Source organism: Pseudomonas sp. MWU13-3659 (assembly GCF_023757525.1).
Classification (GTDB): domain Bacteria; phylum Pseudomonadota; class Gammaproteobacteria; order Pseudomonadales; family Pseudomonadaceae; genus Aquipseudomonas; species Aquipseudomonas entomophila_E.
Window position 1 is genome coordinate 91,216 of record NZ_JAMSHW010000009.1, and the last position, 15,170, is coordinate 106,385.

At 65.1% G+C, this 15,170-nt stretch carries 13 protein-coding genes; 7 read left to right on the forward strand and 6 right to left on the reverse strand.

Going from position 1 to position 15,170, the window contains the following annotated elements; all coding sequences use genetic code 11:
* Positions 1–156: 156 nt before the first annotated feature.
* Together NGM28_RS13630 and csrA are read left to right on the forward strand one after the other, a co-directional pair.
* Positions 157–972 (forward strand): SDR family oxidoreductase, encoded by an 816-nt coding sequence (locus tag NGM28_RS13630; protein ID WP_240065938.1) that lies wholly within the window; start codon positions 157–159, stop codon positions 970–972.
* Positions 973–1,095: 123 nt separating this feature from the next.
* Entirely contained in the window at positions 1,096–1,281 is a 186-nt protein-coding gene (csrA, locus tag NGM28_RS13635; protein WP_240065939.1) for a carbon storage regulator CsrA, read from the forward strand.
* Between the two features lie 6 nt (positions 1,282–1,287).
* On the opposite strand, the gene NGM28_RS13640 is transcribed toward csrA, so the two are convergent.
* The 5 genes from NGM28_RS13640 to mnmC all read right to left on the reverse strand — a co-directional run bounded on the left by NGM28_RS13640 (position 1,288) and on the right by mnmC (position 8,739).
* Positions 1,288–1,515: a YheU family protein gene (locus NGM28_RS13640; protein WP_240065940.1), complete on the reverse strand. Its 228-nt coding sequence runs from the start codon at positions 1,513–1,515 to the stop codon at positions 1,288–1,290.
* A gap of 163 nt (positions 1,516–1,678) precedes the next feature.
* Positions 1,679–2,863 carry an osmoprotectant NAGGN system M42 family peptidase gene (locus tag NGM28_RS13645; protein ID WP_240065941.1) on the reverse strand — a complete coding sequence of 395 codons (1,185 nt, stop codon included), beginning with the start codon at positions 2,861–2,863 and terminating at the stop codon, positions 1,679–1,681.
* A gap of 123 nt (positions 2,864–2,986) precedes the next feature.
* Positions 2,987–4,732, reverse strand: a complete 1,746-nt coding sequence (gene ngg / locus NGM28_RS13650) for an N-acetylglutaminylglutamine synthetase (protein WP_252090502.1) — start codon at positions 4,730–4,732, stop codon at positions 2,987–2,989.
* 3 nt (positions 4,733–4,735) lie between these two features.
* Positions 4,736–6,523, reverse strand: a complete 1,788-nt coding sequence (locus NGM28_RS13655) for an N-acetylglutaminylglutamine amidotransferase (RefSeq protein WP_252090503.1) — start codon at positions 6,521–6,523, stop codon at positions 4,736–4,738.
* Between the two features lie 251 nt (positions 6,524–6,774).
* Positions 6,775–8,739 carry a bifunctional tRNA (5-methylaminomethyl-2-thiouridine)(34)-methyltransferase MnmC2/FAD-dependent 5-carboxymethylaminomethyl-2-thiouridine(34) oxidoreductase MnmC1 gene (gene mnmC / locus NGM28_RS13660; protein WP_252090504.1) on the reverse strand — a complete coding sequence of 655 codons (1,965 nt, stop codon included), beginning with the start codon at positions 8,737–8,739 and terminating at the stop codon, positions 6,775–6,777.
* 176 nt (positions 8,740–8,915) lie between these two features.
* On the opposite strand from mnmC, the gene pap reads away from it, so the two are divergent.
* Together pap and NGM28_RS13670 are read left to right on the forward strand one after the other, a co-directional pair.
* A complete protein-coding gene (gene pap / locus NGM28_RS13665; RefSeq protein ID WP_240065945.1) occupies positions 8,916–10,400 on the forward strand; it encodes a polyphosphate:AMP phosphotransferase in 1,485 nt (494 codons plus the stop codon).
* Between the two features lie 242 nt (positions 10,401–10,642).
* Positions 10,643–11,599 carry a DMT family transporter gene (locus NGM28_RS13670; RefSeq protein WP_252090505.1) on the forward strand — a complete coding sequence of 319 codons (957 nt, stop codon included), beginning with the start codon at positions 10,643–10,645 and terminating at the stop codon, positions 11,597–11,599.
* Positions 11,600–11,670: 71 nt separating this feature from the next.
* Here the strand turns inward: NGM28_RS13670 and NGM28_RS13675 are convergent, their stop codons facing one another.
* Positions 11,671–13,065 (reverse strand): class II fumarate hydratase, encoded by a 1,395-nt coding sequence (locus NGM28_RS13675; RefSeq protein WP_252090506.1) that lies wholly within the window; start codon positions 13,063–13,065, stop codon positions 11,671–11,673.
* A 153-nt stretch (positions 13,066–13,218) separates the two neighbouring features.
* Between NGM28_RS13675 and NGM28_RS13680 the strand changes: the two genes are divergently transcribed.
* The 3 genes from NGM28_RS13680 (at position 13,219) to trhO (ending at position 15,167) form a co-directional block, all read left to right on the forward strand.
* Positions 13,219–13,737: a DUF2059 domain-containing protein gene (locus NGM28_RS13680; RefSeq protein WP_240065948.1), complete on the forward strand. Its 519-nt coding sequence runs from the start codon at positions 13,219–13,221 to the stop codon at positions 13,735–13,737.
* 10 nt (positions 13,738–13,747) lie between these two features.
* Complete coding sequence (locus tag NGM28_RS13685) at positions 13,748–14,044, forward strand: BolA family protein (protein WP_011532760.1); 297 nt, start codon at positions 13,748–13,750, stop codon at positions 14,042–14,044.
* 190 nt (positions 14,045–14,234) lie between these two features.
* Positions 14,235–15,167, forward strand: a complete 933-nt coding sequence (gene trhO, locus NGM28_RS13690; RefSeq protein ID WP_252090507.1) for an oxygen-dependent tRNA uridine(34) hydroxylase TrhO — start codon at positions 14,235–14,237, stop codon at positions 15,165–15,167.
* Positions 15,168–15,170: the final 3 nt, after the last annotated feature.

Genomic DNA, 15,170 nt, shown 5'->3' on the forward strand with positions numbered 1-15,170 from the left:
GACCGTCGCAGTTGAGCAAAGATTCAATCGTCATGCCGGCAAGCCGCCAGCGAAGGTCCCGATACCCCCGTATTCAGCATCCTGATGCCGCACCGCCGCCCCCTGGGTTGTGGCTAGACTCCAGCCCACTCCCACCGATCAGGACCCGACTTCCCCATGCACAACCGAATGATGATCACTGGCGCCGGTTCCGGCCTTGGCCGTGAGATTGCCCTGCGCTGGGCACGTGACGGCTGGCGCCTGGCTTTGGCCGATGTCAACGAGGCCGGGTTGCGCGAGACCCTGGAGCACGTGCGCGAGGTAGGTGGCGACGGTTTCGTTCAGCGCTGCGATGTGCGCGACTATAGCCAGCTCAGGGCCCTGGCCCAGGCCTGCGAGGAAAAGTTCGGTGGCATCGACGTGATCGTCAACAATGCCGGGGTCGCCTCGGGCGGTTTCTTCGCCGAGTTGTCGCTGGAGGACTGGGACTGGCAGATCGCGGTCAACCTGATGGGCGTGGTCAAGGGGTGCAAGGCCTTCCTGCCGCTGCTCGAACGCAGCAAGGGGCGGATCATCAACATCGCCTCCATGGCCGCTTTGATGCAAGGGCCGGGCATGAGCAACTACAACGTGGCCAAGGCTGGCGTGCTGGCGCTGTCGGAAAGCCTGCTGGTGGAACTGCGCCAGTCGGAGGTCGCGGTGCATGTGGTCTGCCCGTCGTTCTTCCAGACCAACCTGCTTGACTCGTTTCGTGGGCCGGACCCGGCAATGAAGGCACAGGTCGGCAAATTGCTGGAGGGTTCGCCCATCAGTGCCGCCGACATCGCCGAGTACATTCATGGTCGAGTGGCGGCGGGCGAGTTCCTGATCCTGCCCCATGAGGCTGGGCGCCAAGCCTGGCAGCTCAAGTGCCAGGCACCGCAGCGTCTCTACGACGAGATGGCGGACATGGCTGTCAAGATGCGGGCGAAGTCACGCAGAAGCGGAAATTGAGCGGCGTTTTTGTAGGATTTTTTACTGGCGCAGGTAGGACAGGTCTATTTGTCTGGCGAACGATTGTGTAGGCAAAAGGCTGGGAGCAGTCTCCGATTTTCCCTGTAGCTAGAGGATCGGAGCATGCTGGTAATCGGACGCGAGATCGGCGAGGTGATCATCATCGCCGATGACATCAAGATTCAGGTGATGGCGGTGGAAAACGGCCAGGTGCGCTTCGGCATCCAGGCCCCTCGTCATGTCGAGGTGCACCGGGTTGAGGTGTACAAGCGGATCAAGGCGTTGGCCCAGGTGAAGCAGCAAGCCTGATGGGCGTCAGCCCAGCAGCTCGCGGGGCACGTCATGCCTGGCCAGTAGCTGGCATTGCTGGCTTTCCACGTCGAACAGGATGAACGCCTGGCCCTTGGCCAGTGCCTGGCGCACGCGCAGTACGCGGGTTTCCAGGGGCGTGTCGTCGCCGTTGTCGGTGCCGTCGCGGGTGACGAAGTCCTCGATCAGGCGGGTCAGGGTTTCGGCTTCGAGTTGGTCGTAGGGGATCAGCATGGTCTGAGGGACGTTTGTAGGAAGATGCCCATGCTACGTGAAATCGGCGGTTATCGTGTAGTGCAGGGATGTAGGAGCGGCTTCAGCCGCGATGCAGGCAACGCGGTGTCTTGCACCCGCTTCGCGGGCGATCGCGGCTGAAGCCGCTCCTACAGAAATCGTGTCAGCCCTTGTTACCCACCAGGCTGTCCACCGCCGGTACCCGTGTTTCGCTCTCCATCTGCGCATCGTGCTCCAGCTGGTGGCTGAAGCGCTCCAGCGAGGCATTGGCCGGCTGCGAGTCGCTGGCGAACACCGGCGGGCTGAGCAAGTAGCCCGAGAGCAGACGGCTGAGCGCGGCCAGGCTGTCGATATGGGTACGTTCGTAACCGTGGGTGGCATCGCAGCCGAAGGCCACCAGGGCAGTGCGGATATCGTGCCCGGCGGTAACTGCCGAGTGGGCATCGCTGAAGTAGTAGCGGAACAGGTCGCGGCGCACGGGCAGGCCCTGGTCACCGGCAAGCTTCAGCAAGTGGCGTGACAGGTGGTAGTCGTAAGGGCCGGACGAATCCTGCATGGCCACGCTCACCGCATGCTCGCTGGAGGCTTGCCCCGGCGCCACCGGGGCGATGTCGATGCCAACGAACTCGCTGACATCCCAAGGCAGGGCGGCCGCGGCACCGGAGCCGGTTTCCTCGGTGATGGTGAACAGCGGGTGGCAGTCGATCAGCGGCTGGCGATCACTTTCCACCACGGCTTTGAGCGCCGCCAGCAAGGCCGCCACGCCAGCCTTGTCGTCCAGGTGGCGGGCGCTGATATGGCCGCTTTCGGTGAATTCCGGCAGCGGGTCGAACGCCACGCAGTCACCGATGGCGATACCCAGCGCCTCGCAGTCGGCGCGGGTGGCGCAGTAGGCGTCCAGGCGCACCTCTACGTGCTCCCAACTGATCGGCATCTGGTCGATGGCGGTATTGAACGCGTGCCCACTGGCCATCAATGGCAGCACGCTGCCGCGAAATACGCCGGTGTCGGTGAACACGCTGACCCGGCTGCCTTCGGCGAAGCGGCTCGACCAGCAGCCCACCGGGGCCAGGGCCAGGCGACCGTTGTCCTGCAACTGGCGCACGCTGGCGCCGATGGTGTCCAGGTGCGCCGAAACGGCACGGTCGGGCGAGCTCTGGCGGCCCTTCAGGGTAGCGCGGATGGTACCGCGGCGGGTGAGCTCGTAGGGGATGCCAAGTTCGTCCAGGCGCTCGGCCACATAGCGCACGATGGTGTCGGTGAAGCCGGTGGGGCTGGGGATGGCGAGCATCTCCAGCAGAACCTTCTTCAGGTAGTCGAGGTCGGGTTCGGGGGGGCATGCAGGCATGGAATGCTCCTTGGGCTTTGTGTCGTGTTTGCTGGCCCTTTCGCCGGCAAAGCCGGCTCCTACAGGTACGGTGCCGATCATCAGGGTGGGAGCGGGTTTGCCCGCGAAGAGGCCGGCACGGGTTCATACCAATGGCCGGCTATGGGGAAACAGCAGGTCGACGAATCGTTCGGCGGTGGGCTGTGGCTCATGATTGGCCAACCCTGCGCGCTCGTTGGCTTCGATGATCACGTAGTCCGGATGCTCGGCATCGCGAACCATGAAATCCAGCCCCACCACCGGGATCTCCAGCGCGCGGGCGGCGCGCACGGCGGCATCGGCCAGCACCGGGTGCAGGCGTGCGGTGACGTCCTCCAGCGTGCCGCCGGTGTGCAGGTTGGCGGTGCGTCGCACGGCCAGGCGCTGCCCGGCCGGCAGCACATGGTGGTAGCCCAGGCCCGCGGCCTTGAGTGTGCGCTCGGTCTCGTCGTCCAGCGGGATGCGGCTCTCGCCACCCGTGGCGGCCTGGCGCCTGCGGCTCTGGGCGTCGATCAGCGCGTGGAGGTTGTGCCTGCCGTCGCCAATCACCTGTGCCGGGTGGCGGATGGCGGCGGCCACCACTTCGTAGCCGATCACCAGGATGCGCAAGTCGCTGCCTGGGTGAAAACTCTCCAGCAACACGCGGCTGTCGAAGCGCCGCGCCTGCTCGATGGCCTGGTCGAGTTCGTCGATTCGGCTCAGGTTCACCGCTACCCCCTGGCCTTGTTCGCCGTCCACCGGCTTGACCACTACCGCGCCATGTTCGTCGAGGAACGCCTGGTTGTCGTCGGCGGCGCCCGCCAGTTGTTGCGCCGGTACTTGCAGACCGGCAGCGTGCAGCACCTTGCGTGTCAGGCACTTGTCCTGGCAGAGGGTCATGGTCACGGCGCTGGTCAGGTCGCTGAGCGATTCGCGGCAGCGAATGCGTCGCCCGCCCAGGCTCAGGGTGAACAGGCCGCTGGCGGCATCGTCCACCTGCACATCGATGCCGCGGCGCAGTGCCTCGTCGACGATGATCCGGGCATAGGGGTTGAGCCCGGCCTCCGGCCCCGGCCCGAGGAACAGCGGCTGGTTGATGCCATTCTTGCGCTTGATCGCGAACGTCGGCAGGTTGCGAAAACCGAGCTTGTGGTACAAGCGCTTGGCCTGGCGATTGTCGTGCAGCACCGAGAGGTCGAGGTAGGCCAGGCCCCGGCTCAGGTAGTGTTCGACCAGATGGCGGACCAGCACCTCGCCGACGCCCGGGCGCGTGCCGTGCGGGTCGACGGCCAGGCACCAAAGGCTGCAGCCATGCTCGGGGTCGTCGAAGGCCTTGTGATGGTCCAGGCCCATGACACTGCCGATCACTGCGTTGCTGTCTTCATCCTCGGCCAACCAGTACACCGGGCCGCCAAGGTGGCGCGGGGTGAGCAACTCAGGATCGACCGGCAACATGCCGCGCGCCTGGTACAGCGTGTTGATCGCCTGCCAGTCGGCGGCGCCTTGCGCGCGGCGGATGCGGAAGCCGCGGAACACCCGTTGCGCGGGGCGGTAATCGGTGAACCACAGGCGCAGGGTGTCGGACGGGTCGAGGAACAGCTGTTGCGGCGCTTGAGCCAGCACTTGCTGGGGAGCGGCCACGTACAGGGCGATGTCGCGCTCGCCGGTCTGTTCTTCCAGCAGGGCCTCGGCAAGGCTGACCGGGTCGGGATAGGTGTGCCCGATCAGCAACCGTCCCCAGCCACAGTGCACCGCGCGTGGTTGATCGTGAGGTTGATTGCCGTCACCGGCCAGGCGCGCCTGCAGGCGCTCGTAGGACGGCGCCTGGCCGCGCAGCAAGCGCTGACCGTAGGCGATTTCATGCGCTTTCATCGATCAGATTCCTTGCTCGCTGAGCCACAGGTTCAAGGCGGCCAGCTGCCACAGCTTGGAGCCGCGCAGCGGGGTGAGCTGGCCGTGCGGGTTGCTCAGCAAGCGGTCGAGCATTGCCGGGTTGAACAGGCCGCGGTCCTGGCTGGGGTCGGTCAGCAGATCGCGTACCCAGTCCAGGGTCGCGCCTTGCAGATGCTTGAGGCCGGGGACCGGGAAGTAGCCCTTCTTGCGGTCGATCACTTCATGGGGGATGACCCGCCGCGCTGCCTGCTTAAGCACCTGCTTGCCGCCATCGGGTAGCTTGAAGCACGCCGGGATCCGTGCCGACAGCTCCACCAGGCGGTAGTCCAGGAAAGGCGTGCGCGCCTCCAGGCCCCAGGCCATGGTCATGTTGTCCACGCGCTTGACCGGGTCGTCCACCAGCATCACCGTGCTGTCCAGGCGCAGGGCCTTGTCCACCGCATCGGGCGCACCTGGGCGGGCGAAGTGCTCGCGCACGAAGTCACCCGCGGCATCGCTCTCCAGCAGCCAGGGCGCTTGCACGGTCTCGCGGTATTCGTCGTGGCTGCGGTCGAAGAAGGCGGCGCGGTAGGCGCCGAATGCGTCTTTGGCGCCGTCGACCTGCGGGTACCAGTGATAGCCGGCGAACAGCTCGTCGGCGCCTTGGCCGCTCTGCACGCCCTTGCAGTGTTTCGCCACTTCCCGCGAGAGCAGGTAGAAGGCGATGCAGTCGTGGCTGACCATCGGTTCGCTCATGGCACGAAACGCTGCCGGCAACTGTTCGATGATCTCGCGTTCGTCGATGCGCAGTTGATGATGGCGGGTGCCGTAATGGCGGGCGATCAGGTCGGAGTACTGGAACTCGTCACCGCGCTCGCCACCAGCATCCTCGAAGCCGATGGAGAAGGTCGACAGGTCGTCCACCCCGGTTTCGCGCAGCAGGCCGACCAACAGGCTGGAGTCGACGCCGCCGGACAGCAGCACGCCGACATCCACCGCCGCGCGCTGGCGGACCGCCACGGCGTCGCGCGTGGTATCGAGCACTCGGGTGGTCCAGCCTTCGAGGTCAAGTTCGCGCTCATCCGGGTTCGGGCCGTAGTGCAATTGCCACCAGGCCTGGCGCTCGACTTCACCGTGGTGGTCGATACGCATCCAGGTGCCGGGTTCGAGCTTCTGCACATTGGCCAGCAGGGTGCGTGGCGCGGGGACCACGGCGTGGAAGTTGAGGTAGTGGTTGAGCGCCACCGGGTCGATCATCGCGTCGATATCGCCGCCCTTGAGCAGCGCCGGCAATGTCGAGGCGAAGCGCAGGCGTTCGCCGTTGCGCGACAGGTACAGCGGCTTGACGCCGAGACGGTCGCGGGCCAGGAACAGGCGCTGGTTGTCGCGTTCCCAGATGGCCAGGGCGAACATGCCGTTGAGCTTGGGCAGCAGCGCCGCGCCCCAGGCGTGGTAGCCCTTGAGCAGCACTTCGGTGTCGCCGTCCGAGTGAAAGTGGTAGCCCAGGGCCTGAAGCTCCTGGCGCAGTTCGGGGAAGTTGTAGATGGCGCCGTTGAAGGCCAGCGACAGCCCCAGGGGCGTGTCGACCATGGGCTGGGCCGAGCCATCGGACAGGTCCATGATCTTCAGCCGGCGGTGGCCGAGGGCGATCGGGCCCTGGCTATGGAAGCCCCAGGCGTCGGGGCCGCGTGGCGCCAGGTGGTGGGTGATGCGCTCCACGGCGGCGAGGTCCGCCGGGCGTGGGGCCTGGTCGATGGGGGTGAAACGTAACTCTCCTGCTAATCCGCACATAAGTCCTTACCGGTTTTGCCGTTGGGGAGGTGTGCCCTTTATTCCGGGCACCTAGTGAAGGACATGGGTGAGTTGCGAGAGTTTTATATCGATCTGTTATATAGCGTGGTGGCAGTTTGCCTTTTTCTCTGTAGGAGCGGCTTCAGCCGCGATGAAGCCACCGCGGAGGCAGGCACCCGCTACGCGGGTGATCGCGGCTAAAGCCGCTCCTACAGTGGTCGTATTGAATCGCCCAACCGGCGAACAATCCGTTACTTGCCGCGAATCAGGCGGCGCAAGGCAAAGCGGTTAGGATGGCACGCCTCGGCAACGGCCCTGGGCACCGGCAACGGTTCGCCGCAGACCCACGCCGCGATCAGCTCGCCCGACAACGGTGCCGTGACCAACCCGCGCGATCCATGCCCGCTGTTGATGTACAGCCCATCCAGCCATGGGCAGGCGATATCCGGCACCTGTCGCGCATCCTTGGCCAGCATGGAATAGGTCGTGTTGAACGCCTGGATATCCGCGACCGGCCCGACAATGGGCAGGTAGTCGGGGCTGGTGCAGCGAAAAGCCGCGCGCCCTTCGAGCTGTTCGGCATCAAGTTCGGCGGCACCCAGGCGTGTGGCCAGGTCGGTGGAGATATCCTCCAGCAGCCCGAGGTTGCCCTGGTGCTCCGCGGTGGTCGGTGTGAGGTCTTCGTTGTGGAAGTCGAAGCTGGCCCCGAGGGTGTGCTCGTCGCCACGCGGCGGCGCGACATAGCCGTCGGCGCAGACCACCGTGCGCAGGGCGCGGCTGGCCTCGGTAGCCGGCAGGCGGGTGATCTGCCCGCGGATACGCTTGAGCGGCAGCTCGGCGCAGGCTGGGAAGCGCCGCACATCGGCGGCACCGGCCAGCACCACCAGCGGCGCGCTGGCCAGCAGGCGCTCGCCATCCCAGGCCTGCCACAGGCCATCGGCCTTGCGCAGTTCGATCACCTCGTGGTGGTTGAGCAGGCGAATATTCGGATGCCCGAGCTGCGCCTGGCACAAGGCAGGTGGATGCACCCAGCCGCCTTCGGGATAGAACAGGCCGCCACTGGCCAGGGCGATGCCGGCCACGGCCTCGGATTGGTCACGTTCAAGCCGCTGTAGCAGGCTTTCATCGAATGCAGCCGCCAGCTTGGCCTGGCGTGCGGCTTCCTGATCGTCGAAGGCCAGTTGCAGCACACCGCAGGCATCCCAGTCCTGGCCGCGCTGCAGGTGTTCGAGCCAGCGGCGGGTGTAGCCAAAGCCCGAGAGGATCATCTGCGACAGCGCGGTGCCATGGGCGGATAGCTTGAGGTACAGCACGCCCTGCGGGTTGCCCGAGGCTTCCTGGGCCGGGGTGGCGTGGCGCTCCAGCACGCTGACCTGCCAGCCACGCTCGGCCAGGCTCCTGGCCGTGGCGCTGCCGGCCAGGCCGGCGCCGATCACCAGTGCTTCGCGCGGGCCCGCCAGGCCAGCCGGGCGTGCATACCAGGGCGCGGCGGGTGCGGCCTGGCCACCGGTATAGACGCCGTGCATCACTTCCCATTTCTTGCCGATGCCCGGCACTTTTTTCATGCTGAAGCCGGCTTCGATCAGCGAGCGACGCACCCAACCGGTGGTGGTGAAGGTACCCAGCGTGGTCCCCGGCCACGACAGGCGGGCCAGCTGGGTGAACAGCTCGGGCGTCCGCATGTCGGGGTTCTTCGCCGGGGCGAAACCATCGAGGAACCAGGCGTCGATACGGGCGTCGAGCTGCGGCAACTGCTCCAGCGCATCGCCGATCATCAGGGTCAGGGTGACTCGGCCGCCATCGAGGCTGAACTGCTGGAAACCTGGATGGATCGCCACGTACTGCTCGAGCAACGGCTGGGTGAAAGCAGCCAGCTCTGGCCAAAGCTGCGTGGCGCGGGCGAGGTCGTCGCGGCTCAGCGGGTACTTCTCGACGCTGACGAAGTGCAGGCGTGCCCCGGCCGGGGCCAGTTCGGCGAACAGTTGCCAGGCGCAGAAGAAGTTCATGCCGGTGCCAAAGCCCGTCTCGCCGATCACCAGGCAGTCGTGCGGCGTCAGTTCAGCGAAGCGCTGGCGCAGATGGTTCTGCTCGATGAACACGTGCAGGGTCTCGTCGATGCCCTCATTGATGGCGAAATAGACATCGTCGTATTGCCGCGAGTGGGGGCGGCCCTGGTCGTCCCAGTCGATCTGGGCATGCTGAAGAAGGGTGGACATGGTTGGCTCGGTTGCAGCGGATGGGCGGATTTTATGTCATCCGTGGCATTTGCGCAGGTTGTACCTGCCCATCCTTGGCCGGCGTGCCCCTTGTAGGAGCCGGCTTGCCGGCGAAAGGGCCGGTACAGGCGAAGTACATTTCCGCTAGTCTTGCTTATCCAATGAGGGAGCCATCCATGTTCGAATCCGCGGAAATCGGTCATAGCATTGACAAGGAAACGTATGAAGCAGAAGTCCCCGCCCTGCGCGAGGCGCTGCTCGAAGCCCAATACGAACTCAAGCAGCAGTCGCGGTTTCCGGTGATTGTGCTGATCAACGGCATCGAGGGCGCCGGCAAGGGCGAGACGGTCAAGCTGCTCAACGAATGGATGGACCCGCGGCTGATCGAGGTGCGCACTTTTGACCAGCAGACCGATGAAGAGCTGGCCCGCCCGCCGGCCTGGCGCTACTGGCGGGCGCTACCACCGAAGGGGCGCATGGGCGTGTTCTTCGGCAACTGGTACAGCCAGATGCTCGAAGGCCGCGTGCATGGGCAGTTCAAGGACGCCGTGCTCGACCAGGCCATCGCCGGTGCCGAGCGCCTGGAGCAGATGCTCTGCGACGAGGGCGCGCTGATCATCAAGTTCTGGTTCCACCTGTCGAAGAAGCAGATGAAGGCGCGGCTCAAGGCGCTCAAGCAAGACCCGCTGCACAACTGGCGCATCAGCCCGCTGGACTGGCAGCAATCGGAAACCTACGACCGTTTTGTGCGCTTCGGCGAGCGTGTGCTGCGCCGCACCAGCCGCGACTATGCGCCCTGGCACGTGATCGAGGGCGTCGACCCGCATTACCGCAGCCTGGCGGTGGGGCGCATCCTGCTGGAGAGTTTGCAGGCGGCGCTGGCCAACAAGCCGCTCAAGCACCAGGGCAACGTCGCACCGCTGGGGCGCAGCATCGACCAGAAGAGCCTGCTGGGCGCGCTCGACCTGAGCAAGCGCCTGGACAAGCGCGACTACGAGGAGCAACTGGTCACCGAGCAGGCGCGCCTGGCGGGGCTTCTGCGTAACAAGCACATGCGCCGGCATGCGCTGGTGGCGGTGTTCGAAGGCAACGACGCTGCTGGCAAGGGCGGGGCCATTCGCCGCGTGGCGGCAGCGCTGGACCCGCGCCAGTACCGCATCGTGCCGATTGCCGCGCCCACCGAGGAAGAACGTGCCCAGCCGTACCTCTGGCGGTTCTGGCGGCACATCCCGGCGCGCGGCAAATTCACCGTCTTCGACCGCTCCTGGTATGGCCGGGTGCTGGTGGAGCGGGTCGAGGGCTTTTGCAGCCCAGCCGACTGGATGCGCGCCTACGGCGAGATCAACGATTTCGAGGAACAGTTGCGCAATGCCGGCGTGGTGGTCGTCAAGTTCTGGTTGGCCATCGACCAGCAGACCCAGCTCGAGCGGTTCGAGGAGCGTGAACAGATCCCGTTCAAGCGCTACAAGATCACCGAGGAAGACTGGCGCAACCGTGACAAGTGGGATGTGTACGCGGAGGCGGTGGGCGACATGGTCGACCGCACCAGTACCGAGATCGCGCCGTGGACCCTGGTGGAGGCCAACGACAAGCGCTGGGCACGGGTGAAGGTGCTGCGCACGATCAACGAGGCCCTGGAGGCGGCGTTCGCCAAGAAGTAGGAGCGGCCTTGTGCCGCGAAAGGGCCGCGTAGCGGCCCCGTCCATGTGTAAACCGAGCAGCCCAGAGGGCCGCTTTGCGGCCCTTTCGCGGCGCAAGGCCGCTCCTACAAGACGGTGTCAGCCCGGCTGGGGCAATCAGACATGCACTCAGGGAATGACCTGATGAAATCTTTTCCCGCCACGTTCCCCCCGCCAAGCCCTTAGACTGCACTTCTCCCGCTACCGGCCTGATCGAGGACACCATGCACATTTCTTCCGGCCGCTGGGCTTACGGCCTGTCGCTGGCCCTGATGACCGCGTTTCTCTGGGGCATCCTGCCGATCAAGCTCAAACAGGTGCTGCAGGTGATGGACCCGGTGACGGTCACCTGGTACCGCCTGAGCGTTTCGGGTGGCCTGCTGTTCGCCTGGCTGGCGGCCAATCGGCGGCTACCGTCGTTCAGGCACCTGGGCCTCAAGGGCAAGGGGCTGGTGGCGGTCGCGGTGGGTGGTCTGGTCGGCAACTATGTGCTGTACCTGGTCGGGCTCAACCTGCTCAGCCCCGGTACGGCGCAACTGGTGGTACAGCTCGGGCCGGTACTGTTGCTGGTGGCCAGCGTATTCGTGTTCAAGGAACGCTTCAGCCTCGGGCAGGGCCTGGGGTTGCTGGTGTTGCTGGCAGGCTTCGGGTTGTTCTTCAACCAGCGCCTGGAGGAGCTGTTCACATCGCTCGGCACCTACACCACCGGTGTGCTGACCATCATCCTCGCCACCAGCATCTGGGTGTTCTACGCCCTGAGCCAGAAGCAATTGCTGACGGTGTGGAACTCGCAGCAGGTGATGATGGTGATCTACCTGTGCTGCGCGCTGCTGCTCACGCCCTGGGTGCATCCACTGGAGGCGCTGCAACTGAGCCCGGTGCAGGGCTGGCTGCTGCTGGCCTGCTGCCTCAACACCCTGGTGGCCTATGGTGCGTTCGCCGAGGCGTTGGCGCATTGGGAGGCCTCGCGGGTGAGTGCCACGCTGGCGCTGACGCCGCTGGTGACCTTTGTCGCCGTGGCATCGGCGGCCTGGGTGTGGCCGGAGCATGTGCAGGCCGAGGATATCAATGGCCTGGGGTATGTGGGCGCGGTGACGGTGGTGCTGGGTTCGGCGCTGGTGGCATTGGGGCCATCGCTGGTGGCGGGGTGGAAGGCGAGGCGGGCAGAAGTGCTGCGTTGATCGGTTCGCCGGCAAGCCGGCGCCTACGGAAGCGATCCCTGTAGGAGCCGGCTTGCCGGCGAACCAGCAGATCAGCCCTTGCCCCCTGGCGCCAGCATGTTCTCCGGCCGCACCCATTGGTCGAACTGCTCGTTGGTCAGGTACTTCAGCTCCAGCGCCGCCTCCCGCAGGGTCTTGCCTTCGCTGTAGGCCTTTTTGGCGATTTCCGCCGCCTTGTCATAACCGATGTGCGGGTTCAGCGCCGTCACCAGCATCAGCCCGCGCTCCAGGTGCGCCGCCATCTGCCCGGCATCCGGCTCGATCCCGGCCACGCAATGCTGCTGGAAGTTGTGGCAGCCATCGGCCAGCAGTTCGATCGACTGCAGCAAATTGTGGATGATCACCGGCTTGAACACGTTCAACTGCAAATGCCCCTGGCTCGCGGCGAAGCCGATCGCCGCGTCGTTGCCCAGCACCTGGCAGGCCAGCATCGACAAGGCCTCGCATTGGGTCGGGTTGACCTTACCGGGCATGATCGAACTGCCGGGCTCGTTGGCCGGCAGGCGTACTTCGGCAAGCCCGGCGCGCGGGCCCGAACCCAGCAGGCGCAAGTCGTTGGCAATCTTCATCAACGCCACGGCCAGGGTTTTCAGCGCGCCCGCCAGGCTGGTCAGCGGCTCGTGGCCGGCGAGGGCGGCGAACTTGTTCGGCGCGGTCACGAACGGCAGGCCGGACAGGGCGGCCAGTTCGGCGGCGATGGCTTCGGCGAAACCGTGCGGTGCATTGAGCCCGGTGCCCACGGCGGTGCCGCCCTGGGCCAGTTCGCAGACCGCCGGCAGGGTCGCGCGGATGGCGCGCTGGGCGTAGTCGAGCTGGGCGACGAACGCCGACACCTCCTGGCCAAAGGTGATGGGGGTGGCATCCATCATGTGTGTGCGGCCAGTTTTGACCAGATCCTTGTGGCGCTCCGACAGCTCCTTCAATCCTGAAGCGAGTTCGTTTATCGCGGGCAACAGCTTCTCATGCACCGCCTGGGCGGCAGCGATATGCATGGCGGTGGGGAAGCAGTCGTTGGAACTCTGTGAACGGTTGACGTGGTCGTTGGGGTGTACTGGCGTCTTGCCGCCGCGACCCTTGCCGGCCAGTTCATTGGCGCGCCCGGCGATCACTTCGTTGACGTTCATGTTGCTCTGGGTGCCGCTGCCGGTCTGCCAGACCACCAACGGGAACTGGTCGTCATGTTCGCCATCCAGCACTTCATCGGCAGCCTGTTCGATCAGCCGGGCGATGTCGGCGGGCAGGTCGCCGTTGCGATCGTTGACCCGCGCCGCCGCTTTCTTGATCAACGCCAGGGCATGCAGCACCGCGAGCGGCATGCGCTCCTTGCCGATGGCGAAGTTGATCAGCGAACGCTGGGTCTGCGCACCCCAGTAGGCGTCCTCCGGAACTTCGACCGGGCCCAGGCTGTCTGTCTCGATACGGCTCATGCTGCGCTCACTCCTTTGTAGTCCGAAATCGCAGTTTAGGCCCTGATTCGACAGCGCGGTTCCATCGTTTGTCGTGCCACTTGAGCACTTCGCCACCACGGCGCAGAATGCTCTACTCTGAGGTGCTCGCCTCTCTTTCTTGAAGGAAATGCAATGACCCGTCTTCGTGTCCTCTGTGCCGCCGTTGCCCTGGTCTGCGCCAGCGGCCAGGTACTCGCCGCAACCCCCAGCCACAATGCTGCCGCCGAGAAATTCCTGACCCTGGCCAATGCCGACAAGCTGGGCACCCCGGTGTACATGCAGGTCCAGCAGATGTTCGCCCAGCGTTTCGAACAAACCAAGGCGCCAGCCGCCAAGAAGTCCGTCCTCGATAGCTACCAGGCCAAGGCCAACGCCGCCCTGGACAACGCCATTGGCTGGAAGAAGCTCAAACCGAAGATGGTCGACCTGTACACCGCTACCTTCACCGAAGGCGAGCTGAACGACCTGGTCAAGTTCTACGAGTCGCCGCTGGGCAAGAAAGTCCTGCGCGAAATGCCTAAAGTCACCCAGCAATCGGCCCAACTGACCCAGCAAAGCCTGGAGCCGGCCGTGCCGGTGGTGAACAAGTTGCTCGACGACATGACCAAGGAACTCGACCCGAACGCCGGCAAGGCGCCAGCGAAGAAGTGAGCCTGACGCGATGAGCATGCAGCAACGCATCGAGCAGCAACTGGCGCCACTGGGCACCCAGCACCTCGAAGTGCACAACGAGAGCCACATGCACAGCCGTGGCCAGGAAACGCACTACAAGGCGGTGCTGGTCAGCGAGCAGTTCGCCGGGCTGAACAGCGTCAAGCGCCACCAGAAGGTCTACGCCACCATGGGTGAGCTGATGGGCGAGATCCACGCCCTGGCCATCCATACCTACACGCCCGAAGAATGGGCGGCGGTCGGTGTGGCGCCAGCCTCGCCGGTGTGCGCCGGCGGCGGGCACTGAATCCTTTCCGTCGTTCTGGTACAATCCGCGTCATTCCCTTGGGGGCCGCCGCGCGGCCCATCGCCGGCAAGCCAGCTTCTACAAAACCTGTAGGAGCCGGCTTGCCGGCGATGGGCTGCGCAGCAGCCCCCTTGCTTTTGTCAAACCCGGTCCGCCCCTTACGAGGGCAACCACCTGGAGATGCACATCCATGTCCCAACCGATCGTCGTGGCGGCGTTGTACAAGTTCGTCACCCTGGAAGACTACGTCGAACTGCGCGAGCCCCTGCTCAAGGCCATGACCGACAACGGCGTCAAAGGCACCCTGTTGCTGGCCAATGAAGGCATCAACGGCACCGTGTCGGCCACCCGCGAAGGCATCGATGCGCTGCTCGCCTGGCTGCGCAACGACCCGCGCCTGGTGGATGTCGACCATAAAGAGTCGTACTGCGACGAGCAGCCGTTCTACCGCACCAAGGTCAAGCTCAAGAAAGAGATCGTCACCCTGGGCGTGCCGGGCGTGGACCCGAACAAGGCGGTGGGCACCTATGTCGACCCGAAAGACTGGAACGCCCTGATCAGCGACCCGGAAGTGCTGCTGATCGACACCCGCAACGACTACGAAGTGGCCATCGGCACCTTCAAGGGCGCCGTCGACCCGAAGACCGAAACCTTCCGCGAGTTCCCCGACTACATCAAGGCCAACTTCGACCCGAGCAAGCACAAGAAGGTGGCCATGTTCTGCACCGGCGGCATCCGCTGTGAGAAAGCGTCCAGCTACATGCTCGGTGAGGGCTTCGAAGCCGTCTATCATCTCAAAGGCGGCATCCTGAAATACTTCGAGGAAGTAGCCCAGGAAGAAAGCCTCTGGGACGGCGACTGCTTCGTCTTCGACAACCGGGTCACCGTGCGTCACGACCTGAGCGAGGGCGAGTACGACCAGTGCCATGCCTGCCGCCACCCGATCGATGTGAAGGACCGGGAGTCGGAGCACTATTCGCCAGGCGTGAGCTGCCCGCATTGCTGGGACACCCTGAGCGAGAAGACCCGGCGCAGCGCCATCGACCGCCAGAAGCAGATCGAGCTGGCCAAGGCGCGCAACCAACCGCACCCGATCGGCTACAACTACAAAGCCGAGGCTTGATGC